20 protein-coding genes are annotated in these 24,465 nt (G+C 72.5%); 8 read left to right on the top strand and 12 right to left on the bottom strand.

Annotation, left to right across the window (positions count from 1 at the left end; genetic code table 11):
• Window positions 1-3: 3 nt before the first annotated feature.
• Together JT362_RS24635 and JT362_RS24630 are read right to left on the bottom strand one after the other, a co-directional pair.
• Complete coding sequence (locus tag JT362_RS24635) at window positions 4-615, bottom strand: alpha/beta hydrolase family protein (RefSeq protein ID WP_260194064.1); 612 nt, start codon at window positions 613-615, stop codon at window positions 4-6.
• Entirely contained in the window at window positions 612-1,370 is a 759-nt protein-coding gene (locus JT362_RS24630) for an SOS response-associated peptidase (protein ID WP_260194063.1), read from the bottom strand. Before JT362_RS24630 ends, JT362_RS24635 begins: the two co-directional genes overlap by 4 nt.
• Window positions 1,371-1,463: 93 nt before the next feature.
• Here JT362_RS24630 and aroA point away from each other — a divergent pair, with 93 nt between their 5' ends.
• From aroA to JT362_RS24615, 3 genes are all read left to right on the top strand, one after another.
• Window positions 1,464-2,744: a 3-phosphoshikimate 1-carboxyvinyltransferase gene (gene aroA, locus JT362_RS24625; protein ID WP_260194061.1), complete on the top strand. Its 1,281-nt coding sequence runs from the start codon at window positions 1,464-1,466 to the stop codon at window positions 2,742-2,744.
• Window positions 2,741-3,763 carry a ribosome small subunit-dependent GTPase A gene (gene rsgA / locus JT362_RS24620; RefSeq protein ID WP_260194060.1) on the top strand — a complete coding sequence of 341 codons (1,023 nt, stop codon included), beginning with the start codon at window positions 2,741-2,743 and terminating at the stop codon, window positions 3,761-3,763. The genes aroA and rsgA overlap by 4 nt, the downstream gene beginning before the upstream one ends.
• Before the next feature lie 188 nt (window positions 3,764-3,951).
• Window positions 3,952-4,770, top strand: coding sequence for an SCO4651 family lipoprotein (locus tag JT362_RS24615; RefSeq protein ID WP_260194059.1), 819 nt, complete (start codon window positions 3,952-3,954; stop codon window positions 4,768-4,770).
• Window positions 4,771-4,833: 63 nt separating this feature from the next.
• On the opposite strand, the gene JT362_RS24610 is transcribed toward JT362_RS24615, so the two are convergent.
• Window positions 4,834-8,103, bottom strand: coding sequence for a S8 family serine peptidase (locus JT362_RS24610; protein ID WP_260194058.1), 3,270 nt, complete (start codon window positions 8,101-8,103; stop codon window positions 4,834-4,836).
• Window positions 8,104-8,268: 165 nt separating this feature from the next.
• Here JT362_RS24610 and JT362_RS24605 point away from each other — a divergent pair, with 165 nt between their 5' ends.
• Together JT362_RS24605 and JT362_RS24600 are read left to right on the top strand one after the other, a co-directional pair.
• Entirely contained in the window at window positions 8,269-8,769 is a 501-nt protein-coding gene (locus JT362_RS24605; RefSeq protein WP_260194057.1) for a SigE family RNA polymerase sigma factor, read from the top strand.
• Window positions 8,766-9,770 (top strand): LCP family protein, encoded by a 1,005-nt coding sequence (locus JT362_RS24600; protein ID WP_260194056.1) that lies wholly within the window; start codon window positions 8,766-8,768, stop codon window positions 9,768-9,770. Before JT362_RS24605 ends, JT362_RS24600 begins: the two co-directional genes overlap by 4 nt.
• Before the next feature lie 42 nt (window positions 9,771-9,812).
• Here JT362_RS24600 and pruA read toward each other — a convergent pair whose 3' ends face one another.
• Window positions 9,813-11,441 (bottom strand): L-glutamate gamma-semialdehyde dehydrogenase, encoded by a 1,629-nt coding sequence (gene pruA / locus JT362_RS24595; RefSeq protein WP_260194055.1) that lies wholly within the window; start codon window positions 11,439-11,441, stop codon window positions 9,813-9,815.
• Window positions 11,442-11,517: 76 nt separating this feature from the next.
• Window positions 11,518-12,171 (bottom strand): TetR/AcrR family transcriptional regulator, encoded by a 654-nt coding sequence (locus JT362_RS24590; protein WP_260194054.1) that lies wholly within the window; start codon window positions 12,169-12,171, stop codon window positions 11,518-11,520.
• Window positions 12,172-12,250: 79 nt separating this feature from the next.
• Between JT362_RS24590 and JT362_RS24585 the strand changes: the two genes are divergently transcribed.
• Window positions 12,251-13,252: a medium chain dehydrogenase/reductase family protein gene (locus JT362_RS24585; RefSeq protein WP_260194053.1), complete on the top strand. Its 1,002-nt coding sequence runs from the start codon at window positions 12,251-12,253 to the stop codon at window positions 13,250-13,252.
• 18 nt (window positions 13,253-13,270) lie between these two features.
• On the opposite strand, the gene JT362_RS24580 is transcribed toward JT362_RS24585, so the two are convergent.
• On the bottom strand, window positions 13,271-13,990 hold the full coding sequence (locus tag JT362_RS24580; protein ID WP_260194052.1) for a TrmH family RNA methyltransferase: 720 nt from the start codon (window positions 13,988-13,990) through the stop codon (window positions 13,271-13,273).
• A 91-nt stretch (window positions 13,991-14,081) separates the two neighbouring features.
• On the opposite strand from JT362_RS24580, the gene JT362_RS24575 reads away from it, so the two are divergent.
• Window positions 14,082-14,588, top strand: a complete 507-nt coding sequence (locus JT362_RS24575; protein ID WP_260194051.1) for a DUF6912 family protein — start codon at window positions 14,082-14,084, stop codon at window positions 14,586-14,588.
• Between the two features lie 70 nt (window positions 14,589-14,658).
• On the top strand, window positions 14,659-15,156 hold the full coding sequence (locus JT362_RS24570; RefSeq protein WP_260194050.1) for an Rv3235 family protein: 498 nt from the start codon (window positions 14,659-14,661) through the stop codon (window positions 15,154-15,156).
• A gap of 573 nt (window positions 15,157-15,729) precedes the next feature.
• Here the strand turns inward: JT362_RS24570 and secA are convergent.
• The 6 genes from secA to mtrB all read right to left on the bottom strand — a co-directional run bounded on the left by secA (window position 15,730) and on the right by mtrB (window position 24,464).
• Window positions 15,730-18,696, bottom strand: a complete 2,967-nt coding sequence (secA, locus tag JT362_RS24565) for a preprotein translocase subunit SecA (RefSeq protein ID WP_260194049.1) — start codon at window positions 18,694-18,696, stop codon at window positions 15,730-15,732.
• 191 nt (window positions 18,697-18,887) lie between these two features.
• Window positions 18,888-19,556: a ribosome hibernation-promoting factor, HPF/YfiA family gene (gene hpf / locus JT362_RS24560; protein WP_260194047.1), complete on the bottom strand. Its 669-nt coding sequence runs from the start codon at window positions 19,554-19,556 to the stop codon at window positions 18,888-18,890.
• A gap of 728 nt (window positions 19,557-20,284) precedes the next feature.
• Window positions 20,285-20,590: a ComF family protein gene (locus tag JT362_RS24555; protein WP_260194046.1), complete on the bottom strand. Its 306-nt coding sequence runs from the start codon at window positions 20,588-20,590 to the stop codon at window positions 20,285-20,287.
• Between the two features lie 56 nt (window positions 20,591-20,646).
• Entirely contained in the window at window positions 20,647-20,943 is a 297-nt protein-coding gene (locus JT362_RS24550) for a hypothetical protein (RefSeq protein WP_260194045.1), read from the bottom strand.
• Between the two features lie 45 nt (window positions 20,944-20,988).
• On the bottom strand, window positions 20,989-22,725 hold the full coding sequence (locus JT362_RS24545; RefSeq protein WP_260194044.1) for an LpqB family beta-propeller domain-containing protein: 1,737 nt from the start codon (window positions 22,723-22,725) through the stop codon (window positions 20,989-20,991).
• Complete coding sequence (gene mtrB, locus JT362_RS24540; protein WP_375546552.1) at window positions 22,722-24,464, bottom strand: MtrAB system histidine kinase MtrB; 1,743 nt, start codon at window positions 24,462-24,464, stop codon at window positions 22,722-22,724. Before mtrB ends, JT362_RS24545 begins: the two co-directional genes overlap by 4 nt.
• Window position 24,465: the final 1 nt, after the last annotated feature.

Below are 24,465 nucleotides of genomic sequence, written 5' to 3'. Positions count from 1 at the left end.
GGGTCAACCCAGGGGCCGCAGGATCCGGTTCAGCCACTCCTCCACCGCCGTGGCGATGCCGGTGGCGTCGCGGCGCAGCGAGTGGTCGCCGGGGAAGACGGCGATCTCCCGGTGCGCGCCCGCGCCCGGCATGCCGAACGGGTCGTTCTCGCCCTGTACGACCAGCACCGGCACGGTCACCGCGTCCAGCTCGGGCATCCGGGTCTTGTCCGGCCTGCCCGGCGGGTGCACCGGGAACGCCAGGCAGAGCACCGCCACCGCCTGCCCGTCGGCGGACGTGCGGCAGGCCACCCGGCCGCCGGAGGACCGGCCGCCGAACACCAGCGGCAGGTCGTCGAACCACGCGTCGCACAGCGCCTCGGCGACCGCGAGCCATGCCGTGTCCAGCTGGTGGGCGGGTGCGGGGGCGCGGCGGCCGGCGACCCGGTACGGCTGCTCGACCAGCGCGACGTGCACGCCGGCGGCCCGGGCGCCCCGGGTGGCGGCCACCAGGTCGGGAGCGCCGACCCCGCCGCCGGCGCCGTGGCCGAGGAGCAGGGCGGCGCGGCCCTCCTCGGCGGTGTGCAGCTCGGCCCTGGCCGGACCGTGCGGGGTGTCGACGGTGATCGTGGTCATGTGTCGAACAGGGTCGGCTCGTCGAGGTCGGTGACCGGCTCGTCGCGGGCGACCAGCTCGGGACCGTTGTTGCGGACGTTGTTGACCCTGGTGGAGACCGGGCACAGCTCCAGCGACCCGATCAGCTCCAGGGGCGGCGAGGTGAGCAGGTCGCCGGGGTCCTCGGCGTCCGGGTCGAGCCAGGCGGCCCAGTGGTCGCGGCTCATCAGCAGCGGCATCCGGTCGTGCACGTCGGCGAGCGGGCCGACCGCGTCGGTGGTGAGCACGGCCGCGGTGACCAGCGGCGGGGCGTCCTGCTCGGCCGGGTCGCGCCAGGTGGTCCACAGGCCGGCCATGGCGAGGCTCTCGCCGTCCGGGCGGGTCATGAAGAACGGCTGCTTGCGGCCGCCCTCGCGGCGCCACTCGAACCAGCCGTCGGCCGGCAGCAGACAGCGGCGCCTGGCCAGCGAGGACTTGAACGCGCGGCTGGTGGCGGCCGTCTCCGAGCGAGCGTTGATCATCCTGGCGCCCATCGAGCGGTCCTTCGCCCACGGCGGGATCAGGCCCCAGCGCATCACCCGCAGACTGCGCACGGTGGTGCTCGGGTCGGGCTCGCCGTGCTCGTCGCGCGGGTGGCGCTGCACCACGGCGACGATGTCCTTGGTGGGCGCGACGTTGTGGTCGGCGGGTGGCGCGTGGTCGTCGGTGGCGTCCTCCGCGTCGAACTCGGCGGCCAGCGTCGCCGGGTCCTTCGCCGCCGCGTACCTGCCACACATGTCTCGTCCACCTCCACCGGCCGGTCACGACGATCGTGGCACGTCGCACCGACAGTCCGCACCGGGGATGCCCGGATGCGGGAGGATCGGGGCATGACCCAGCCCTGGTCCGCGCCCACCGCGTCCGAGCCCGTGCACGCCACCGTCGCGGTGCCCGGCTCCAAGTCGATCACCAACCGCGCGCTCGTGCTGTCCGCGCTCAGCGACGGCGGCGGCACCCTGACCGGCGCGCTGCGCAGCCGGGACAGCGACCTGATGGTCGGCGCGCTGCGGGCGCTCGGCGTGCCGGTGGAGGTGGACGGCACGGGTGTCCGGGTCGGTCCGCACCAGGGCCTGTCCGGGCCGGCGGACGTGGACTGCGGGCTCGCCGGAACCGTGATGCGGTTCGTGCCGCCGGTCGCGGCGGTCGCCGACGGCGACGTGGCGTTCGACGGGGACCCGAGGGCCAGGGAGCGGCCGATGGGCACGGTGCTGGACGCCCTGCGCGCGCTCGGCGCGGTCGTCGAGGGCGACACGCTGCCGTTCACCCTGCGCGGCAAGGGAAACCTGCCGGGCGGGACGGTCACCATCGACGCGTCGGCGTCCTCCCAGTTCGTCTCCGGGCTGCTGCTCGCCGGCGCCCGCTACGACCAGGGCCTGACCGTGCACCACGACGGCAAGCCGGTGCCGTCGCTGCCGCACATCGACATGACCGTGGCGATGCTCCGCGAGGCGGGCGTCGAGGTCGACGACGCCGAACCGAACACCTGGCGGGTCGCGCCGGGTCCGGTCGGCACCCGCGACTGGACGGTCGAGCCGGACCTGTCCAACGCGACCCCGTTCCTGGCCGCCGCCGCGGTCACCGGCGGCAGCGTGACCGTGCCGGACTGGCCGGCGAACACCACCCAGCCAGGTGACGTGATCGGCGACATCGCCGCGCGGATGGGCTGCGAGGTCACCCGGGACGCCGGCGGGCTCACCGTCACCGGCCCCGAGCAGCTGACCGGCATCGACGTGGACCTGCACGACGTCGGCGAGCTGACCCCGACGGTGGCCGCGATGGCCGCGCTCGCCGGCGGCCCGTCGGTGCTGCGCGGTATCGCGCACCTGCGCGGGCACGAGACCGACCGGCTCGCCGCGCTGGTCGCCGAGATCACCGGCCTCGGCGGCGACGCGAACGAGACCGAGGACGGCCTGCAGATCCGCCCGGCCCCGCTGCACGGCGGCACCTGGCACGCCTACGCCGACCACCGGATGGCGACCGCGGGCGCGATCGTCGGCCTGCTCGTGCCGGGCGTCGAGGTCGACGACATCGCGACCACGGCCAAGACCCTCCCGGACTTCCCGGCGATGTGGACAGCAATGCTCAGAAACGAGGCCGGCGGTTCGCGATGAGCCGGCGCGGGCGGCGGGCGTGGGAGCGGCTGGACGAGTCGGACGTCCGGGTGCGGCCGGGCAAGGGCACCCGTCCCCGCAGCAAGCGCAGGCCCGAGCACGCGGACGCGCGCGCGGCGATGGTCGTCGGCGTCGACCGTGGTCGGTGGACCTGTGCGCTGGACGGTGACCCGGACCAGGAGGTCGTGGCGATGCGGGCGCGCGAGCTGGGGCGCACCCCGATCGTCGTCGGTGACCTGGTGGATCTGGTCGGGGACACGTCCGGTCGGCCGGACACGCTCGCGCGGGTGGTGCGGGTCGCCGACCGGTCCAGCGTGCTGCGCCGCACCGCCGACGACAACGACCCGTACGAGCGGGTGGTGGTGGCCAACGCGCAGCAGCTGCTGATCGTGTGCGCGCTCGCGGATCCCCCGCCGCGCACCGGGTTCATCGACCGCTGCCTGGTCGCCGCGTACGCGGGCGGGCTGAAACCCGTGCTGTGCCTGACGAAGGCGGACCTGGCGCCGCCGGACGAGATCACCGCCGCCTACGCCGAGCTGGACCTGCCGGTGCTGGTGACCCGCAGCGACCGCGAGCCGGACGCGGTGCGCGAGCGCCTCGCCGACCAGGTCTCCGCGCTGGTCGGGCACTCCGGGGTCGGCAAGTCGACGCTGGTGAACACGTTGGTGCCGGACGCGGACCGCGCGGTGTCGGCGGTGAGCGCGGTCGGCAAGGGCCGGCACACGTCCACCGCGGCGGTCGCGTTGCCGCTGCCCGGCGGCGGCTGGGTGGTGGACACCCCCGGCATCCGCTCGTTCGGGCTCGCGCACATCGGCCCGGACGACATCGTGTCGGCGTTCGACGAGTTCGTGGAGCCGGCCGAGGAGTGCCCGTCGAACTGCGGGCACCTCGGGCCGCCGGAGGACCCGGACTGCGTGCTGGACGTGGTCGTCGCGGAGGGCGAGGCCTCCCCCGGCCGGCTGCTGTCGCTGCGCCGGCTGCTCGCCTCCCGCGGCCGACTGGACGAGTACGCCGACTGAGCTTCCCGGATATCCCGGTTCGGGGTCATTTCGGTTCGTCTGCCTGGACCGCCGTCGCGGAGTTGGCCGGTATCAAGGACTTCCCGATCGAGCTGTGGGTGACCGCGCGCCCAGACGATTACGCCGGCTGATCCGGGGCTACTCCTCTCGCGACGAGAACGTCACCAATTCGAGAGGGATGGTCGGGGATGCGCAAGCTGGGAGCGGCGCTGTCCGCGTTCGCGCTGGCCGTCACGCTGGGCGCGTGCGGCGAGCAGGGCGGCGGCGACGAAGCGGCATCGAACAACTCCGGCGGCAACGAACAGGCGGCGACCAACCTCGCCGCGCTGGCGCAGTCGATCGGTGACAGCACGGAGCAGACCAACACCGCGCACCTGGAGATGACCGCCGACGCGGCCGGGATGAAGCTGACCGGCGAGGGCGATCTCGAGGTGGGCGCGGACCAGGCGTCGATGGACATGACGATGTCGACGCCGTCGGGTGAGATGTCGGTCGTGTTCACCGACGGCGTGCTGTACGTGCGCACGCCGCAGGAGGTCGAGCCGGGCAAGTCGTGGCTCAGGATCGACCAGGAGGGCGACGACCCGCTGTCGAAGGCACTCGCCACCATGACCGAGCAGATGCGCCAGAACGCGGATCCGCGGCGCACGCTCGAGCAGTTCCAGGACGCCGGCACGATCACCGCGCAGGAGGAGGGCGTCGAGGTCAACGGCGAGCGGACCACCCACTACCGGATCATCGTCGACGTCCAGAAGGTCGCCGAACAGCAGCAGGACCCGATGGTGCGCAAGGCCCTGCGGCAGGCCGGCCTCAAGGACTTCCCGATCGAGCTGTGGGTCGACGAGGAGGACCTGCCGGTCCGGATGAAGGTCGACATGCCGCTGGCCGACCCGGCCTCCGGCAAGGCCGCGAAGGCCAGCATCCAGCTGGACTACACCGACTGGGGCGAGCCGGTGGAGATCACCGCGCCGCCCGCCGGCCAGGTCGCGGAGCTGCCGGCCCGCTGAGCCGGAATGCCCTGAAGGTGACCTTCGGGACGCTGAGCGTCTCGAAGGTCACCTTCAGGGCTTCTACCGCAGGGCGTAGGCGCGCAGGATCGTCGCCCTGGCCGGGTTGCCGCCGTCGGCGTCGGACACCGACCAGCGCAGGGACACGAACTCCGCGTCGCGCGGGTGGTGCACCGAGGCCAGCCAGGCGCCGTGGTGGCGGGTGAGGCGCACGGTCCGCCAGGTCTGCCCGTCATCGTAGGAGACCTCGACGTCGGGCCTGGTCACCCGGCCGGGGGTCTCGGCGCCATTGCGCTGCACGTACACCGGGAAGCGGAACCGCTCGCCGGCCGGCGCGGTGTTGTGGTCGTCCAGGTTCGGCGCGAACCGCACCGCGAGTGCCGGGACCGGCTTGGGGGCCTCGCCGGGCACGTGGCCGCTGGTGAACGTCCACTCACCCTCGACCCGGGTGGACAGCGGGCCGGGCTGGGTGGCGGTGGCACGCACCGTGTAGGTGGCCTCCTCCGGCGGCAGCACGGTGAACAGGTTGGTCGGGCTCGGGTGTTCGTGCACGACCTCGCCGTCCCGCAGCAGCACCGAGGAACCCGTCGCCGGGCCGGAACCGCCGTAGCGGCGCGGGTTCTGGTCGGCGAACAGGCCGACGCCGAACACGAACTCGTCGCCGAGCCTGGCGATGTCGTAGCCGGGATAGGCGTCGTTGTACGCGAATCCCGGCCCGAACACGCCGACGTTCCACCGTTCCTTCGTGGTCCGGCCCAACTCGAAGGACCGCGGCGACGCCTCGCTGCTGACGAAGCCGCCGCGCGGGAACTGGAGCCAGCTCTCCGCCTCCTCGAAGGTGCGCGACCACTCCACGCCCGGCGAGTAGAACTCGGTCAGCCGGTACGGCAGCGGCATCGTGAGGAACCCGTCCCGGATGCCGAGGTTGTCGGGCGTGGCCACCGCGTAGGTCGACTCGACCTTCGCCAGGTCGTCGTCGGCGAACCGCTGGACCAGGTCGGCCGGCACGGCGCCGTCGTAGGTGTGCCGCACGGTGTAGAGGTACGGGCTGGCGTGGAAGCCGGGCAGTTCACCGGTGCCGTCCAGCTCGGCGAGCTGGGTGTCCACGGTGAGGCTGAACCGGTCGGGCGCGGTCGTGCTCGACGGGCGCGACCACACGTTGTGGAAGTCGGCGCGGAACTGGACGCTGCCGACGTCGCCCCAGTCGGTGACCATGCTGTAGTCGAGGATCGCCACACCCGGCGCCGCGTTCGGCTGGTCGACGACCGTGCCGAACGCCACCCCGTCGCGGGCGTCGAGGGTGTACGCGGCCGGGCCGTCCACCACGAGGCCCGGCTCGACGAAGTCGGTCAGCGGCCAGATCCGGGTCTCCGCCTCGGTCTGCACGTACGCCTCGAAGTAGTACTCGCCCCTGGGCACCCGGGCGGTGACCGTGCCGGAGCCATCGGCTGGCCGGAACGCCCTCGGGTGGTGCACGTCGACGAACCGGGCGCCGAAGTACTCGGTGGGCTGCCCGTCGTGGTCGAGGAAGGTCAGCTCCACGTCGTAGCTCTCCACCTCGCGGGTGACCGCCACGGGGGTGCGCACGACGGTCCCGTCCGCGGTGGCGGCCACCGCGCCGGACCAGACGCCGTCGGCGGCCTCGACCCGGGTGTCGGTGGTCAGGGTGACCTCGGTGGAACCGCCCGCCGGCACGGTGACCCGGTCGGCGGAGAAGGTGAACATGCCGGCCGGTGCGGTGGCGCCGTCCGGGCCGGCCAGGTCGGCGGCCAGGTCCAGGGTCACCGGCTCGGTGCCGGCGTTGGTGTAGGTCAGGGTCCTCGTGATCGGCCGGTCGTCGTCGTGCGGCCACTGGACGGTGCCCAGCGACAGGCTCGCCGGCGACGCGGCGACGGCGGACTCGACCGCGGCGGCGACATCGACGCGGCCCGCGCCCTGCTCGAAGACCGACAGGTCGGGGTGCGCCTCGGCACTGCCCATCAGGGCCGACTTGAGCCGGTCGGCGGTCCAGTCCGGGTGCTGCCCGGCGAGGATCGCGGCGGCGCCGGCGACGTGCGGGGCGGCCATCGAGGTGCCGGAGAGCGAGACGTGGCCCTCGCCGGCCGGGTCGCCGATCTGGCCGTGGGTGGCGCCGGCGGCCACGATGCCCACGCCGGGCGCGGTGATGTCGGGCTTGATCGCGCCGTCGCCCAGGCGAGGGCCGCGGCTGGAGAAGTCGGCGAGCTGGTCGTCCCGGTCGACGGCGCCGACGGTGAGCGCGGCGTCGGCGGAGCCGGGGCTGCCGATCGACTCCGTGCCACCGGTGTTGCCGGCCGCGGCGACGAACAGGACGCCGGTCTCGGCGGTCAGCCGGTTCACCGCCCGCGCGAGCGGGTCGGTGCCGTCGGTGGGGAACTGGCTGCCCAGGCTCAGGTTGACCACGTCGGCGCCGCTGGTGGCGGCCCACTCCATGCCGGCGATGATCCAGGACTCCTGGCCGCTGCCGGTGTCGTCGAGCACCTTGCCGTTGAGCAGCGTGGTGTCCGGGGCGACGCCGGTGTTGGTCTCGTCCGCACCGGTGATGATCGACGCGACGTGCGTGCCGTGGCCGAACCGGTCGTCCGGGCCGCTGGCGCTGCCGGTGAAGTCCTGCTCACCGGTGACCGCGTCGGCCAGGTCGGGGTGGGTGGTGTCGACGCCCGAGTCGAGCACGGCGACGGTGGTGCCCTCGCCGGTGTGCCCGGCCGCCCACGCCGCCGGCGCGCCGATCCGCGGCACGCTGTGCTCCAGGGTGGCCTCGACCCGGCCGTCCAGCCAGATCCGGTCGGCCGAGGTGCGGGCGTCCGCCCAGAAGTCGGTGTCCTTGTCGGCCCGCACGGCGACCGCGCCGATCGCGGGCAGCGGCCGGACCGCGCGGGCACCCGCGGCCCTCGGCGTGGCGCCCGGGTAGTCGACGATCAGCGGCAGGTCGTCGCGGGCGTCGTCGCCGTAGCCGGCGCGGACGAGCCCGCTGACGTCGAACAGCCGGGGGTCGAGGCGGCCGGTGGACAGCAGCGGCAGCGCGTCCTCCGGCACGACGTGCACGTCGCCGTCGACGTCGGTGTGCGTGCGGAACCCGACCCGCTCGCGTCCCGGTGCGGCGGTGACGTCGACTCCGCGCGGGCCGCCCAGCGTCACCACGTCCCCGGTCACGAGGGTGACCGTCGTCGCCGTTCCTCGAGGTGCCCCCGACTCCCCCGGTGCCGGCGCGGCGCCGGCCGGACCGCCGGTGAGCACCGCCGTGCTCGCGGTCGCGGCGGCGATCACGCCGGCGAGCAAGCCCGCGTACCGTGCGCGGGCTCGTGCGTGGATCATCCACTCTCCCAGTACTCGCGCGGCAGCTCCTCACCGGCCGCCGCTGGATCCGGTGGGTAATACACCGCGGCGGCGTGGCAGGTTGTCCCGACGATCGACTCAACATTTCCGAGGCGTCGTGGCGTTCAAGTCCGTGAAACCGTCCCCGACCAGAAGGGAGCGAGGGTGCGGGACCGCTTCGCGGCGTTCGTGACCGAACGGCTCGACCGCCTGCTGCGCTACGCCACCGCTCTGACCTGCGATCCCCAGCTCGCCCAGGACATCGTGCAGGACGTGCTCCTGCGGGCGCAGCAGCGGTGGTCGCGGATCGAGTCGATGGCGTCGCCGGACGCCTACGTCCGCAAGATGATCACCAACGAGTACCTGTCGTGGCGCCGCCGCCGCGCCTCGCGCACCATCGCCTCCACCCACGCGACGCTCGACGCGCTCGCCACCCCGACCGCCGACCCGGCCGGTCCCTACGCCGAGCGCGACGCGATGCGGGCCAGGATCGCGGCCCTGCCACGCAAGCAGCGCGCGGCGATCCTGCTGCGCTACTACGAGGACTACCCCGACGCGCAGATCGCCGAGGTCCTCGGCTGCTCGGCCGGGACCGTCCGCAGCCACATCTCCCGCGCGCTGGCGACCCTGCGCGCGGTCCACCAGGTCACGGAGAACGTACGGTGAACGACTACAGGAACGACCACACGGAGAACCTGGTCCGCGACGCCCTCGCCGCCGAGGCCGACCGCGCGCCCGACCCCCAGCCGGTGCTGGCCGCGCTCGCCGGCGGCCGCCGGCGCCGCCTGCCCACCATGGCCGTGGTGGTCACGGCCGCCGCGGCGGTGGCGATCGCGGTGGCGGCGGTGGTCGTGCCGAGAGCGCTCCAGGATTCGGCCACCCCGCCCGCCGACCAGGCCCCACCCGCGGCACCGACCGAGCAGGACGTGCTGCTCGTCGGCGACGACGGCACCGGGCGCGCGGACGCGATCATGCTCGCCCACCTGGACGTCGACGGCCACGCGTCGGTGGTGTCGCTGCCGAGGGACGTCGAGGTGCGGGTCGACGGGCACGGGACGCTCCGGTTGAGCGCGGTGGCCGCGACGGCCGGTCCCGAGGGCCTGGTCGACGCGGTCGCCGGGCTGACCGGCGTGACCGCCGACCACTACCTGATCCTGCCGATGGACGGCTTCGGCCCGATCAGCGAGGCCGCCGGCGGCGTCCCGGTGTGCCTCCGGCAGGCGACGTCGGACCCGACGACGGGGGCGTCGTTCCCGGCCGGCGACCAGACCGTGGCCGGCGCGGACGCGCTGGCGTTCCTGCGGCAGCGGATGAACCTGGACCAGGGCGACCTGGACCGGGTCGTGCGGCACCAGGCGTTCCTGTCCGGCCTGGTCGAACGGCTGGCCGCCGGCGAGGTCGACCTCGCGGCGCTGCTGCGCACGGTGGCCGACGAGGCGACCCTTGACCCGGGCTGGAACCTGCTCGACGCAGCGGACCAGCTGGCGCGCGTGCGGCCGGACCGGGTTCGGTTCGGCACGATCCCGCTCGAGCCCGGCTACGACGCGATGCTGGTCGCCGACCCGGAGCGGGTGCGGGTGTTCGTCGAGTCGGTGTTCGGCGACGCCGTCCGTGGGGACTCCGGTGGCGCGCCACCGCCCGCGAAGGGTGTGGGCTGCGTGGACTGACCAGAACCGGCGCCGGGCCGGCGTGGCCCGGCGCCAGGGTGGTCACCCCATGTGCGGGTAGTCGTGCGTGGTCGGCGGGACGAAGGTCTCCTTGATCGACCGCGGGCTCACCCAGCGCTGCAGGTTGTAGATGGAACCGGCCTTGTCGTTGGTGCCAGAGCCCCGGCTGCCGCCGAAGGGCTGCTGGCTGACCACGGCACCGGTCGGCTTGTCGTTGACGTAGAAGTTGCCGGCCGCGAACCGCAGCGACCGGTGCGCCTCCTCGATCGCGGAGCGGTCGGTGGCGAACACGGCGCCGGTCAGCGCGTAGGGGGTCGAGCTGTCGACCAGTTCGAGGACCTTGCCGTAGTCGGCGTCGTCGAAGACGTGCACGGCCAGGATCGGGCCGAACCACTCGGTGGTGAAGATCTCCTGGGTCGGGTCCGTGCCGAGCACGACCGTCGGCTGCACGAAGTAGCCGACCTCGTCGTCGCAGCCGCCGCCGGTCAGTACCTCCAGCGTGGACGTGGACGCGGCCCGCTCCAGCACGCCCTTGTGCTTGGCGAAGGCCCGCGCGTCGATCACGGCCCCGCCGAAGTGCGAGAAGTCGGTGACGTCACCGAAGGACAGCGACCTGGTGGTGTCGATCAGCTGCTCACGCACCCCGGACTCCCACAGCGAGCGGGAGACGTAGGCGCGGGAGGCGGCGGAGCACTTCTGGCCCTGGTACTCGAACGCGCCGCGCACGAGCCCGGTGACCACCGCGGCCGGGTCGGCCGAGCGGTGGGCGACGACGAAGTCCTTGCCGCCGGTCTCGCCGACGATCCTCGGGTAGCCGCGGTAGGTGTCCAGCCGCTCGGCGATCGTGCGCCACAGGTGCTTGAACGTCGCGGTCGAGCCGGTGAAGTGCAGGCCGGCGAACTCCGGGTCGGCCATGGCGACCTCGCTGACCGCCGCGCCGTCGCCGGTGACCAGGTTGATCACGCCGGGCGGCAGGCCGGCGGCCTCCAGCACCCGCATCGTGTAGTGCGCGGCGAGCTGCTGGGTCGGCGAGGGCTTCCACACCACGGTGTTGCCCATCAGCGCGGGCGCGGTCGGCAGGTTGCCGGCGATCGCGGTGAAGTTGAACGGGGTGATCGCGGTGACGAACCCGTCGAGCGGCCGGTGGTCGAACCGGTTCCAGCCGCCGGGCGAGGAGTAGGGCTGCTCCTCGATGAGCCGGCGCGCGTAGCGGACGTTGAACCGCCAGAAGTCGATCAGCTCGCAGGCACTGTCGATCTCGGCCTGCTGCACCGACTTGGACTGGCCGAGGATCGTCGCCGCGTTCACGGTGTCCCGCCACGGGCCGGCGAGCAGGTCGGCCGCGCGCAGCAGGACCGCGGCGCGCTCGTCGAACGGCAGGTCGCGCCAGGCGGGGGCGGCCTGCTTGGCCGAGGCGACGGCGTCGGCGACGTCCTTGGCGGTGGCCTGCGCGGCCCGGCCGAGCACGTGTCGGTGGTCGTGCGGCTGGACGACGTCGATCGCCTCGCCGCCGGCCATCCGCTGCTCGCCGCCGATGGTCATGGTCAGCTCGTGGCGGTCGCCTTCCAGCTCGGCGATCCTGCGCCGCAGCGACTCGCGCTCGGGACTGCCCGGCGCGTAGGACCGGACCGGCTCGTTGACCGGCTCTGGCACGGACGTAACGGCGTCCATGAGGTGGCTCGCCTCCCTGGGTGTCGGGGTCGCCGGACGGCTTGTGGCCGCTGCCGGCCCTGTTCCGGCCATCCTGTCACCGACTCTCCCAACAGGCGACCAGCGCCTCCACCTCGGCGTGGAACAGCAGGTCGGGGTCGAGGCCGGAGTGCCTGAACTGGTCGGCCACCTCGAGGCTGAGCAGGCCGTGCAGACGGGTCCAGACGGTGAGGGCCCAGTGCAGCTGGCGAGGGGTGTGGCCGTGGTTGCCCATCCGCTCGCCCCACCCGGCGAGCTGCCGGTCCAGAGGTTCTTCGGCGCCCGCGCTCGTGTCCTCACCCGCCGCCGTGAGCAGGGCGGCCATCACCCGGTTGGCGGCGTCGAGGGTGTGTGCGGGTGCCTCGTAGCCCGGGACCGGGGTGCCGAACAGGAGCAGGTAGCGGTGCGGGGCGTCGAGCGCCCAGGCCCGTATGGCGTGCGCGGCGTTGCGGAGCCGTTCGGCCGGGGTGGTGCCGGCGGCGACGGCGGTCTCGGCGGTGTCGGCGAGGTCGAGGTAGCCGTCGGAGATCAGCTCGGTGAGCAGGGCGTCACGGTTGGCGAAGTAGCGGTAGAGCGCGGGGCCGGTGACGCCCATCCGCTTGCCGATGGCGTTGACCGAGATGCCGGCGGTGCCGTGCTCGGCGAGCTGGTCGAGCGCGATGCGCTTGGCCTCCTGGCGGGTCTGTTCGCGGTACTGCTGCCTGCGGTCCATGTGCTCCTCTCCTTGACAGCGCGAGCATAACAGGCTCTAATCGTTGTTAGACGCTATAACGAACGTAAGGAGTCGTAACATGGAGATCGTGCTGACCGGCAAGGGCGGCCCGGAGATGCTGGCCGTGCGCGACGACGACGCGGTGCCGCCCGGGCGCGGCGAGGTGCGCGTGCGGGTCGAGGCGAGCGGCGTGAGCTTCGCCGAGGTGCAGATGCTGCGGGGGCGGTACCCGATGCAGCCGAAGTTCCCGTTCGTGCCCGGGTACGACCTGGTGGGGACGGTCACCGAGGTGGGGGCCGAGGTGCGCGGGGTGCGGGTCGGCGACCGGGTGGCGGCGATGACCAGAACCGGGGCGTGGCGCTCGCACGTGGTGGTCCGCGCGGCGGACGTGGTGCCCGTCCCGGCCGCGATCGAGTCGGGAACGGCTGCGGCGGTGGTGATGAACGGGGTGACCGCGTGGCAGATGACGCACCAGGTGGCGCGGGTGCGTTCGGGGCAGACGGTGCTGGTGCACGGCGCGTCCGGCGGTGTCGGCTCGCTGCTCGTGCGGCTGGCGGTGCGGGCCGGGGCGCGGGTGCTCGGTACGGCGTCGGCGTCGAAGCACGACGCGGTGCGCGCGCTCGGGGCGGAGCCGATCGACTACCGCGCGGGTGACGTGCCGGCGCGGGTGCGCGAACTGGCGCCGGGTGGGGTGGACGCGGTGTTCGACCACGTGGGCGGCCGGAGCCTGGTCGACTCGTACGACCTGCTGGCCGACGGCGGCGTGCTGGTGAGCTACGGCTCCGCCAGCACCCTGCGCGACGAGGGCCACTGGCTGCGCCCCTACCTGGGGACGATCGCCACCTTCGCCGGCTGGCGGGTGCGGCGGCTGGTGGGCCGCGGCCGTGGGCGGCGGGCGACGTTCTACTACGTGAAGGGCGGGGCGTCGTTCGCGGAGGCGCTGCGGCAGGTGTTCGATCTGGTGGAACGCGGTGAGCTGGAGCCGACGATCGAGGCAAGGTACCCGCTGGAGAAGGCCGCCCTGGCCCTGGGGCACCTGGTCGACGGCTCCGCGACCGGCAAGATCGTCCTCGAGGCGTGAGCCCCCTCCTGACGCTCGTCAGAGCCGGCGGCGGACCAGTTCGAAGCAGAGCACGGCCGCCGCGCTGGCCACGTTGAGCGACTCCACGCCGCCGCTCATCGGGATCGACAGGCCGCGGGTGACGTGCGCCCGCACCTCGTCGCCGACCCCGGCGGTCTCCCCGCCGAGCACGAACGCGGCGCGCTTCGGCAACTCGGCGTCGAACACGGTCCGGCGCGCGGTGCCGTCCAGCGCGAACAGCGGGTACCCGGCGGCCCGCAGCTCCCGCGCCGCCTCGGCCGCCGTGTAGCAGCGCAGCACCGGCGCGTGGAACGCCACACCGGCCGAGGCCTTCACCACCAGCGGGTCGATGCTCGCCACTCCACGCCGGGGCACCACGATCCCACCGATGCCCGCGGCCGTCGCCGTGCGCAGGATCATCCCGACGTTCGCCGGGGTGGTGATGCCGTCCAGCAGCAGGACGGTCGCCGGGGGCGCGTCCGCGAGGGCGGCGGACAGCCGGCGCATGCGCGGGGCGACCACGTCGGCGAGCACGCCCTGGTCCTGCTTGCCGTTGCCGGCCAGCACCTTCACCCGGTGCGCGCTGGCCCGCTCGATCCGCACCGACCGCGCGGCGGCGGCGTCGACGATCTCGCTGGCGGCGGCGCCGCGGGCGGTGTCGGCCAGCACGACCTTGTCGACGCGCAGGGTGTCGTCGCCGAGTGCCTCGAGCACCGGCTTGCGACCGAACACGGTCACGAACCGGTCCTTCGGCGATTCCTTCGGCGCTGGAGCGTCCACGGCGTGAGCATCGCATGTCGCCGGCGGCGGGGTGTGGCAGGATCGCCAGGTGCGGGTCTACATTCCGGCGACCGTGACCATGTTGCGTGCGCTGAACGCCAAGAGCGAGGTCGCCGCCGTGAGCGACACCGCGTTCGCGCTGACCCCCGCGCTGCGGGAGTCGTACGCCACCGGGAGCGCGGAGGAACTCGAGTACGCCGCGATGTCGGAGGCCGCGCGGGCGTCGTTGCGGCTGCTGGCCGGCGAGCTGGCCGACGATCCGGAGAGCACGCTCCCCCGCCGCGCGGTGATCTCCGCCGACGTGGAGGGCGCCGAGCTGCGGCCGGACCTGGACTACGGCGTCGTGCGCCTGGCCGGCCCGGTGACGCTGAGCCAGGTCGCCGCCGTGCACCTGGACACCGAGGAGGCCGAGCCCGCCGTCCGCGCCGCCGCCGAGGTGATCGACGAGGCGGACCTGGGCGACCCGGACGCGGAGTTCACACTCGGTGACGCCGAGGATCACGAGCTGGCCTGGTATGCCTCGGAGGAGCTACCGTTCCTGCTCGAACTGCTCTAGTTCGGTGACCACCCGTCCCCGATGGGATGGTGTTTGTCCGGAGTGGACGGTGACGGCGCCCTGTTAGGGCATGTCACTTCCCGCTTTCGCGGAGCCTTCGCCCGGCGGCGTCGTGCTCCACGCGCTGACCCACTACGAGCCGACCCACGAGACGGACGACCCCGGCCCACTCGGACGGTGGTCGAGCCTGCGCCCGGTGCGCGGGCCGCAGCTCACGCTGGTCGGACCGCCGGCGGAACCGGTCGCCCCGACGCCGGAGGTACTCGGACGCCTGGTGTGCCACGTCCTGGAGGTCCTGGACGGCCGCCGAAGCGTCACCCAGCTCCGCACGATCCTGTCCGACCCGGCGTACGAGGCGTTGCTGACCAGGCTGCGCATGACCACGCCCGGCCGCCGGCACCGGTTGCGCAGCCTGCACACCTGCTACCCGACGTCGACCGCGGTCGAGCTGAGCGCGGTGATCGAGGTGTCCGACCGGTCGAAGGAGCGACCCAGGATCCGCGCGGCCGCGATCCGGTTCGACCGGGTGGACGACCGCTGGCACTGCGCGGTACTGCGCATCCTGTGACCCCCGTGCCGACGCCCGCCGCCCGAGAAGGCCTCGGCGGCGGGCACGTCCGGACGTGGCGAGGCCAGACCAGGCGCCTCGACGACACGACCACCGGACCGGCTGGGTTCGCTGGGCTCACTGGGAATCAGGAGTCGGCCTCCGGCCCCCGGTTTCCAGCGTACCTCCCACCACCGACAGTTCCGCGCGAGCGGATCAAGCCCCAGCGGAGCCCCCCCAGGAGGCCGGGCGCCGGCTGGGCCTCTGGTGTTACTCGAGCACGGGAAGGTACGACTCGCGAAGGTCGCGAGTCGTACCTTCCGGGACGGCGAGTCGTACGTTCCGGAAGCGTGGACTCGCGCAGCCGGAACGTGGGACTCGCGCGACGGGAACGTACGACTCGCGCGACGGGAACGTACGACTCGCGCAACGGGAACGTACGACTCGCGGAGCTTGCGAGTCGTACGTTCCGGGGCGGTGAGTCGTACGTTCCGGGAGGGTGGGAGTCGCGGGGGCCCTACTGGCTACTCCGCGGATCCCGGACCGAAGGGTCGTTGTGTCGGGCCGGGGTCCGCGGGGGGCGAGGTGCGTGGGTCAGCGGCGGGTGCCCTTCTTGCCCTTCTTGGCGGCGTCGCGGGCGGCGGCTCGGCGTTCACGGCGGGTGGCGCCGGACTGGCCGGGCTTCTGGCCGTTGCCGCCGTTGGACTGGCCGCCTCGGGACTGGACGCCGCCGCCCTCGGCCGGGCCCGAGTAGGTGTACTGCTGCTCGGACGGGCGGAGGCCGCCGCGCAGGGCGGGTGGGATCTTGTCCTCCTGGCGCGCGGGCGGCGGGGGGGTGGATTTGGGCTGGGTGGTGGCTCGGGCGGCGGCTTGTTGGGCGCGGGCGGCGGGGGCCGCGGCTGGCTGCTGCTGCGGCTGGCCGGCTTGCTGGGGCTCGGCCACCTGGGCGCGGAACAGGAGGGTGATGCACTCCTCCTTGAGGCCGTCGAGCATGGTGTTGAACATGTCGTAGCCCTCCCGCTGGTACTCGATCAGCGGGTCGCGCTGCGCCATCGCTCGCAGGCCGATGCCGTCCTTGAGGTAGTCCATCTCGTACAGGTGCTCGCGCCACTTGCGGTCGAGCACGTCCAGCATCACGATGCGCTCCAGGCGCCGCATGCCTTCCTGGCCCTCGGCGTCGGTGGGCACCTTGCTGTTGATGTCGGCCTCGCGCTCGCGGTACGCACGGCGGATGTCGGTGAGGATCGCCTCGCGGAGGTTCTCGGCGGTGAGGTCGTCGCCTCGGTCCTCCATCTCGTCGGTCAGCTGGTCCCAGGTCAGCGAGATCGGGTACAGCTCCTTGAGGGCCGACCACAGCTTCTCGTGGTCCCAGTCCTCCGCATAGCCGTCGGCGGTCGCCTTCTGGATGTAGTCGCCGACGACCTCCTCCATCATGTTGTCGACGTGATCGCGCAGGTCCTCGCCCTCCAGCACCCGCATGCGGTTGGCGTAGATCTCCTTGCGCTGCTGGTTCATCACCTCGTCGTACTTGAGGAGGTTCTTGCGCGCCTCGAAGTTCTGCTGCTCCACCTGGGTCTGCGCACTCTTGATCGCCTTCGAGACCATCTTCGCCTCGATCGGCTGGTCGTCGGGCACGCGCATCGTGGTCATCACGCGCTCGACGAACTGGGCGTTGAACCGGCGCATCAGCTCGTCGCCGAGCGACAGGTAGAACCTCGACTCGCCCGGGTCGCCCTGCCGGCCGGACCGGCCGCGCAGCTGGTTGTCGATTCGCCGCGACTCGTGCCGCTCGGTGCCGAGCACGTACAGACCACCCGCCTCGCGCACCTGCTCGGCCTCCGCGCGCACCTCCTCACGCGCCCGCTCCAGCGCGTCGGGCAGCGCCGCGTACCACTCCTCGGGCGTCTCGATCGGGTCGAGGCCCTTGTCGCGCAGCGCCTTCTCCGCGAGGTGGTCGGGGTTGCCGCCGAGCACGATGTCGGTGCCTCGACCGGCCATGTTGGTGGCGACGGTGACCGCGCCGGCGTGCCCGGCCTCGGCGATGATCGCCGACTCCTTCTCGTGGTGCTTGGCGTTCAGCACGTTGTGCGGGATCTTCCGCTTGACCAGCAGCTTCGACAGGTACTCCGACCGCTCGACGCTGGTGGTGCCGACCAGCACCGGCTGGCCCTTCTCGTGCCGCTCGGCGATGTCGTCGGCGAGCGCCTCGAACTTCGCCGGCTCGGTCTTGTAGATCAGGTCGGTGCGGTCGACCCGGACCATCGGCCGGTTCGTCGGGATCGGCACCACGTGCAGCTTGTAGGTGTTCCAGAACTCCGCGGCCTCGGTCTCGGCGGTACCGGTCATACCGGAGAGCCGGTCGTAGAGCCGGAAGTAGTTCTGCAGGGTGATCGTGGCGAGCGTCTGGTTCTCCGCCTTGATCTCCACCGACTTGTCGGTGCGCTGCTCCTTGGCCTCGATCGCCTGGTGCATGCCCTCGCTGTACCGCCGGCCGGCCAGCACGCGGCCGGTGAACTCGTCGACGATGAGCACCTCGCCGTCGCGCACGAGGTAGTCCTTGTCGCGCAGGTACAGCTCCTTGGCCTTGATGGCGTTGTTCAGGTAGCCGACCAGCGGGGTGTTCCCGGCGTCGTAGAGGTTGTCGATGCCGAGCTGGTCCTCGACGAAGGCCACGCCCTTCTCGCTGACGCCGATCGTGCGCCGCTTCCGGTCGACCTCGTAGTGCTTGTCGGCGATCTCCTTGGCCCGGGCGTCCTTCTCCCGCGGCGCCATGCCGGTGACGTCGATCCCGTCCATCCGCTCGACGATCCGGGCGAACTCGATGTACCAGCGGGAGGACTGGTCGGCCGGGCCGGAGATGATCAGCGGGGTGCGCGCCTCGTCGATGAGGATCGAGTCGACCTCGTCGACGATGGCGAAGTTGTGCCCGCGCTGCACCATCTGGTCGATGCCGCTGGCCATGTTGTCGCGCAGGTAGTCGAAGCCGAACTCGTTGTTCGTGCCGTAGGTGATGTCGGCCTTGTAGGCGCGGCGCCGCTCCTCGGTGCTCATCTGGGAGAGGATCACGCCGACCTCGAGGCCGAGGAAGCGGTGGATGCGGCCCATCCACTCGGCGTCGCGCTTGGCCAGGTAGTCGTTGACGGTGACGACGTGCACGCCGTTGCCGGAGATGGCGTTGAGGTAGGACGGCAGGACCGCGGTGAGCGTCTTGCCCTCACCGGTCTTCATCTCCGAGACGTTGCCCAGGAACAGCGCGGCGCCGCCCTTGAGCTGCACGTCGAAGTGCCGCTGCTGGAGCACCCGGGTGGCCGCCTCGCGGGCGACAGCGAACGCCTCGGGCATCAGCTCCTCGAGCGCGTCGAAGTCGGTGGCACCGTCGTCCTCGTCGTCGACCTCGCGCATCTTGGCGTAGCGCTCGCGGAACTCGTCCGTCTTCGCGCGCAGCTGAGCGTCGGTCAGGTCGGCGATCGACGGACCGAGCTCGTTGACCTTGTCCGCGACCTTGCTCACGTGCTTGAGCGTCCTACCCTCGCCTGCGCGGAGTATCCGGGACAGCACCATCAGGTCAACCTCACTAGCCTGGTCGTCACGCGCCCGGCGGGGGCGCCTCGTCACCTGCCATCGTAGGCGGTGTCGACGTGGTGGTGTCGGGGCTCATGCTATGCGGGGTTGCTGGTCGGGTCGGCGCACACGGGTGTGCCCCCGGGTTCCGTCACCCGGGGGCCTCCCCGATGCTCAGCGGGCCGCGGTCGTCAGACCAGGCGGATCACGCCGTAGTCGAATCCTCTGCGGCGGTACACCACGCTGGGCTGGCCGGAGGCCGCGTCGTTGAACAGGTAGAAGTCATGGCCGACGAGCTCCATCTGGTACAGGGCCTGGTCGACGGTCATCGGGTGGGCGGAGTGCTCCTTCTCGCGCACCACGCGACCCGGGAGGTTGTCGTCGTCGGCGCCGTCCCAGCGCGGTTCTGGCACGGAGCCGGTGCCGAGGTACTCCTCGGCCGGCGCGGGGAGGACGGCGGTCTGCGCGCGCCGGCCGTTGGTCCCGCTGACCCCGTTGCCGTCGGCGAGCGGCGTCGCGGTGGCCTCGGCGACGGACGACGGGCTGCGGCGCCCGTAGTGCACGCGTCGGCGGTCGTGCAGCCGGCGGAGCCGGTTCTCGAGCTTGGTCACCGCCGCGTCGAGTGCGGCGTAGAAGTCGCCGGCGCACGCCTCCGCCCGAACGGCGGGGCCTCTTCCCATGCCGGTGATCTCCACGCGCTGGCAGTTCTTGGCCTGCCGGCGGTTGGGCTCGTGGAACAACTCGACGTCGTAGCGGATGACCTTGCGGTCGTACCGCTCGAGGCGAGCCAGCTTCTCCTCGACGTGCGCCCGGTAGTGATCGGGCACCTCGACGTTGCGGCCTTTAACGACGATGTCCATACACGACCTCCCTCGCGTGGATGCGAGCTAGTGTGAGCGAACTTCGGCGCCGGAATCTGGGGTCCAGGTTTGGTGGACGGCCAGATCGCGAAAGGGCTGGAGGACTGGTGTCCTCGTTGGCTCCTCCGGCGCCAGGATCATGGGCTTCTCGCCTCCTCCCTGCGAACCGGGAAAGCTGATAGCGGGCACGTTAGCTTGGCTTGTGCGTCCGCAAAAGCCCCCTCGGAGAGGGAACTTCGCCGCCCGGTGTCGCTTACGCAGAGCAACATCGCCGCGGGTCGGTGCGGCTGGCTGCCGGTGATCGTTTGCCCAGCTGGGGGAAATCGCGTTCCGCCAGCCGTACCAGGCACACCGCGTGATCTTCGCGGCCGGGAGCAGTGGCTCCGGAGCGTAGGTGTGCCGGTGTTCCATACATGGACAACGATCAACTTCGAGCTGAAGTTCCCGTGTCGAATTCACTCGGACGGGGGTATCCACGTGGTGAAACAGGTTGTCGACGGGAACGTGCCGTGGTGTCACAAGGACCGATCGACCACGAACGTGATCGGCGGTTTTTGCCTGCTTGGCAGGGAAATTCGGGAGCGAGGGGGTATGGTCACGCCCCCTCGCGGGGGCTACCCGGCGGTAGGGCTTGGCGGCGACACCGGGTCAGGCGACGGTCCTCAGGGTCAGGCGACGGTCCTCAGGGTCAGGCGACGGTCCTCAGGGTCAGGCGACGGTCCTCAGGGTCAGGCGACCGTCGTCAGGGTCAGGACGGCGGTCACCCGGACGTCGATCGACGCCAGGGCCTCGGTGCAGGCCACCGCGGTCGCGCCGGTGGTGATCACGTCGTCCAGGAGCAGGACGGGGATGTCCTGCGGCGGCGCCCGGCGGGGCACCGGGCGTAGGCGGCCGGCGAGGTTCGCGGTGCGGTCCTCGGCGGTGAGGCCCACCGAGTCGCGTGCCAGGGCGTGCAGGCGGAGGGCGGGCGCGACCTGGGCGTCCACTCCAGACGCGCGCAGGGCGCGGGCGCAGTGGTCGGCTATGGCGAGCATGTGCTGGCCACCCCGCCTTCTGGCCGCCGCCGGCCGGGACGGGGCGGGAACGAGGGTCAGCCTCGGCGGCACTGTCGGCGGGCGAGGTAGGAGGTCGGGTACGCAGGCGGCCAGCGCCCGGCCCAGGGGGCGGGACAGCTCGCGGCGGCCGCGTTCCTTGTAGGCGAGGATCGCGCGGCGGGCGCGCCCCGGTACAGGCCGAGGGCGTGCGCGGAGGGCAGGGCGGGGCGGACCACCGGGATCGGACCCGCCAGCGTGCGGGCGCAGTCGGGGCACCAGGGGCCGCCGGGAGCGGCGCACCCGGCGCAGCGGGACGGGACGATCAGGTCGGTCAGTGCACGGAACGAACGCATGAGCGAATCATGGCACCACGCACCGACAGACGAGGTTCGCGCAGGTCAGCCTGGGTAGAAGGGGATCGAGTCCGGGCCCTGGCCGTGCGGGTGCTGGCGCCACAGCTGGTCCGCTCCCGGCGCGCTGGACATCGCGCCGCTGTCGGTCACCAGTACGTCCCGGTCGGGGGCCGCGGCGATGGCGCTGATCGGCGGCTGCAGGTTGTTGCGGTCGAAGATCTCCACCTTCATCCCGTCCACCGACATGCCGAGCACCGGCAGCGCCCGGTCCTGCGTCCCCACCACCAGCGTCTCCTGGTTGACCCAGTCCACCCCCACCGCGGTCTGCACGTACGTCGGCTGGAGCTGCCTCGGGTACCGGAGGCTCGCCGAGCCCTTGTCGTCCCGCACGACCGACGCGACCACCACCCGCCCGCCGGCCACGATCGCCGCGCGGGTGCCGTCCCTGGACAGCCGCAGGTCGGTGATCGCGCCGAAGGTGACGAGCTCCGACGAGCTGACCTGGATCGCCTTCCAGCCCTCCTCGCTCGTCCGCACCACGCGCACGACCTCGCCGTCGGCGACCGTCCACACCTCGGTCGGATCCACCTCCTTGGAGGTACTGACCAGCCAGGTGGGCCTGGTCATCGTGGCGGCCTCCAGACCGGTGACCTCCTCCAGGAAGCCGCCGAACTCGCCCACCCGCAGCAGCGGGCCCGCGGCCGTGCTCACCACCGCGGCCAGGTGCTCACCGTCGACGGACTGGGCCGCGCTGAGCACCAGGTAGGACCCGTTGCCCGCCGGGCCCTCGATCGGGCTGCCGTTCCGCAGGGACCGCACCACGCCGTCCGCCACCACCAGGCCGGACAGGTCCGAGTCCGGCTTGGTCGGCGCGTCGTAGGCCGGCAGGTCGCGCAGCCGCCAGTCGCGGTGGCCCGGGACCAGGTCGGCGCCGTCGACCATGATCCGCAGCCGGTTCGACGTCACCGCCTGCAGGGACAGCACGATCTGCGCGGCCATCTGTTTCCGCTGCTCGAGTGACTTGTCGCCGACCGAGGTCAGGTCGACGGGCAGGATGCCGCTGTCGTCGGGCACCACGTTCGTTCTGGGCTTGACCCCCTCCAGCGGGGAGACCACCGACCGGCGCATGGTGTCCGACGGGCCGGACAGCAGCACGTTGATCACCCGGGAGGGCAGCCCGCGGACCGGCTCGGCGGCGACGTACCGGATGTCGGGCACGGTGACCCGCAGGTCGGGATCGAAGTAGTAGACCGTGACGCTCCGGTAGCTGGTCTCGAAGTCGCTGAGCGGCACGAACCGCGTCTTCGGCGGGTGCGAGATCCGCCAGGTCCCGTTCGGCTGCTGCTCGACCAGCACGTTGTACCGCTCGTCCTCGATCTCCGGCACGAACGCGTGGTCCGAGCCGAGCCGGCCGATCAGCGTCACCTGCAGCGTGACCGTCTTGACGCCGTCCTCCGGCGTGCCGGTGTCGCCGACCGATGGCTTGCGGTTCGGCACCGTCGCGAACGTGTCCGAGATGATCTTCGGGGCGGCGTCGGCGTCCCAGGTCCGCTTGGCGTCCTCGGTGAGGTACATCGCCGCGGCCTCGGGGTTGCCGGACTTGTGGATGAACTCGCGCACCAGGTCGTAGGCGTCCAGGCCGGGGTCCGGCTCGGCGATCGTGGGCTGCGGCTGTTGCCCGTCGTCGCGCACCGCGTGCGGGCTGGACGAATCGGGAATGTACGAGCAGCCGGCCACCAGCAGCACCGACAACACCATCAGCAACGCACGCGATCTGGTCATCGAACCTCCTCCCAGGCCGGCGCGGGCGGCGGGATCTGAGCCGGCTCCTCCGGCTCGCTCGGCACCGACACGCGGATGGCGTCGCCGACCGACGGGGCGGTGCCGACCAGGTCATCCGGGTCCAGGTCGGCGTCCGGCGGCGGCAGGCCGAGCGGGGTGCGCTCGGTCGGGACGTCCTGGCGGCGCGGCAGCGTGAGCCGGAAGCAGGCACCCTTGCGGGGCTCGCCCCACGCGTCGAGCCGGCCGCCGTGCAGCCGGGCGTCCTCGGCGCTGATCGCGAGGCCGAGCCCGGTGCCGCCGGTGTGCCGGTTGCGGGACGGGTCGGCCCGCCAGAACCGGTTGAACACCAGCTCCGCCTCGCCCTGGCGCAGGCCGATGCCGTAGTCCCGGACGGTCACCGCGAGCGCCTCGTCGTCGAACGCCATCCGCAGCCGGACCGGGCGGCCCTCACCGTGGTCGACGGCGTTGGCCAGCAGGTTGCGCAGCACGCGCTCGACGCGGCGGGCGTCGACCTCGGCGGTGGCCTCCTCGTCCGGCAGGTCGAGCACGATCTCGCTGCCGGCGGTGCGGGCGATGGTGCCGACGGCCCTGGCCGCGCGCACCGCGATCGGCCGCAGGTCGACCTGCTCGGCGACCAGTTCCTCCACGCCCGCGTCCAGCCGGCTGATCTCCAGCAGGTCGGCGAGCAGCGCCTCGAACCGGTCCAGCTCGTCGACCAGCAGCTCGGTGGAGCGGGAGAGGCCGGGCGGGAACTGCTCGCGGGAGGCGTGCAGCACGTCGGCGGCCATCCGGACGGTGGTCAGCGGGGTACGCAGCTCGTGCGAGACGTCGGAGGTGAAGCGGCGCTGCAGGGTGCCGAACTCCTCGAGCTGGCGGATCTGCCGCTCGATGCTCTCGGCCATCTCGTTGTAGGACTCGGCGAGCTTGGCCACGTCGTCCTCGCCGATCACCGCCATCCGTTCGTCCAGCTCCCCGCCGGCGAAGCGTTCGGCGGCCTGGGCGGCGGCGCGCACCGGGCGGACCACCTGGCGGGTCACCAGGTTCGCGATGCCGGCGAGGAGGAGCAGCAGCACCAGCCCGCCGACGAGCAGGGTGGACTGGACGACGCTGACCGTGCGCTGCTCGGCGGTGAGCGGGAACAGCATGTACAGCTGCATCGGCCGGTTCGCGGTGCCGAACGGGGCGCCGACGATCAGGAACGTGGTGCGCCCGGACGCCCGGTCGACGGTGTGGATCTGCACCGCGACCTGGTGGTTCTGCACGAAGTGGCGCAGGCTGTCCGGGACGTCCTCGTACTGGCCGACGTGGATCGTGTTGCCGGTCTCGGCCAGCGCCTGCGAGTCGCTGGCCAGCACCGGTTCGAACGCGCCCGCCGCGGAGTTCGCGGTGTCGCCGTTGGGCGAGGAGCTGGTCAGCTGGTTCAGCGCGCTGGTCAGCCGGGCGCGCACGGCGTCGGCGTTGGGGTTGACCCCGGCCAGCTCGGCCTCGGCGACCTGCACCGAGTCGCGGGTGGCCGCGATCGCGGCCTCCTCCTTGGTCTCCAGGAGGCGGTCGGTGATCTGGTTCTGCAGCAACGTACCCAGCACGAAGACCACCGCGGAGGACAGCGCGAGCGTGCTGACCACGACCCGTACCTGCAGGGACCGCCGCCACAGCTCGCCGAAGTAGGCCACCCGCTGGCGGCAGAACTCGACGGCCCGCGCGCCGGCGTCGGCCACCGCCCGGAAGTACCGTCTCACG

This window comes from Actinophytocola gossypii, assembly GCF_025165815.1.
In the GTDB taxonomy this organism is placed as follows: domain Bacteria; phylum Actinomycetota; class Actinomycetes; order Mycobacteriales; family Pseudonocardiaceae; genus Actinophytocola; species Actinophytocola gossypii.
The sequence above is the reverse complement of the archived record's forward strand: the minus strand, read 5'-3'. Positions and strand labels throughout refer to the sequence as shown.

Coding starts and splice junctions, on each gene's coding strand:
- JT362_RS24555 (WP_260194046.1), bottom strand. CDS start 20,590: ATGCTCGCCATAGCCGACCACTGCGCCCGCGCCCTGCGCGCGTCTGGA.
- JT362_RS24610 (WP_260194058.1), bottom strand. CDS start 8,103: ATGATCCACGCACGAGCCCGCGCACGGTACGCGGGCTTGCTCGCCGGC.
- JT362_RS24570 (WP_260194050.1), top strand. CDS start 14,659: ATGTCACTTCCCGCTTTCGCGGAGCCTTCGCCCGGCGGCGTCGTGCTC.
- JT362_RS24630 (WP_260194063.1), bottom strand. CDS start 1,370: ATGTGTGGCAGGTACGCGGCGGCGAAGGACCCGGCGACGCTGGCCGCC.
- aroA (WP_260194061.1), top strand. CDS start 1,464: ATGACCCAGCCCTGGTCCGCGCCCACCGCGTCCGAGCCCGTGCACGCC.
- hpf (WP_260194047.1), bottom strand. CDS start 19,556: ATGGACATCGTCGTTAAAGGCCGCAACGTCGAGGTGCCCGATCACTAC.
- JT362_RS24545 (WP_260194044.1), bottom strand. CDS start 22,725: ATGACCAGATCGCGTGCGTTGCTGATGGTGTTGTCGGTGCTGCTGGTG.
- JT362_RS24550 (WP_260194045.1), bottom strand. CDS start 20,943: ATGCGTTCGTTCCGTGCACTGACCGACCTGATCGTCCCGTCCCGCTGC.
- JT362_RS24615 (WP_260194059.1), top strand. CDS start 3,952: ATGCGCAAGCTGGGAGCGGCGCTGTCCGCGTTCGCGCTGGCCGTCACG.
- JT362_RS24590 (WP_260194054.1), bottom strand. CDS start 12,171: ATGGACCGCAGGCAGCAGTACCGCGAACAGACCCGCCAGGAGGCCAAG.
- pruA (WP_260194055.1), bottom strand. CDS start 11,441: ATGGACGCCGTTACGTCCGTGCCAGAGCCGGTCAACGAGCCGGTCCGG.
- JT362_RS24635 (WP_260194064.1), bottom strand. CDS start 615: ATGACCACGATCACCGTCGACACCCCGCACGGTCCGGCCAGGGCCGAG.
- rsgA (WP_260194060.1), top strand. CDS start 2,741: ATGAGCCGGCGCGGGCGGCGGGCGTGGGAGCGGCTGGACGAGTCGGAC.
- JT362_RS24585 (WP_260194053.1), top strand. CDS start 12,251: ATGGAGATCGTGCTGACCGGCAAGGGCGGCCCGGAGATGCTGGCCGTG.
- secA (WP_260194049.1), bottom strand. CDS start 18,696: ATGGTGCTGTCCCGGATACTCCGCGCAGGCGAGGGTAGGACGCTCAAG.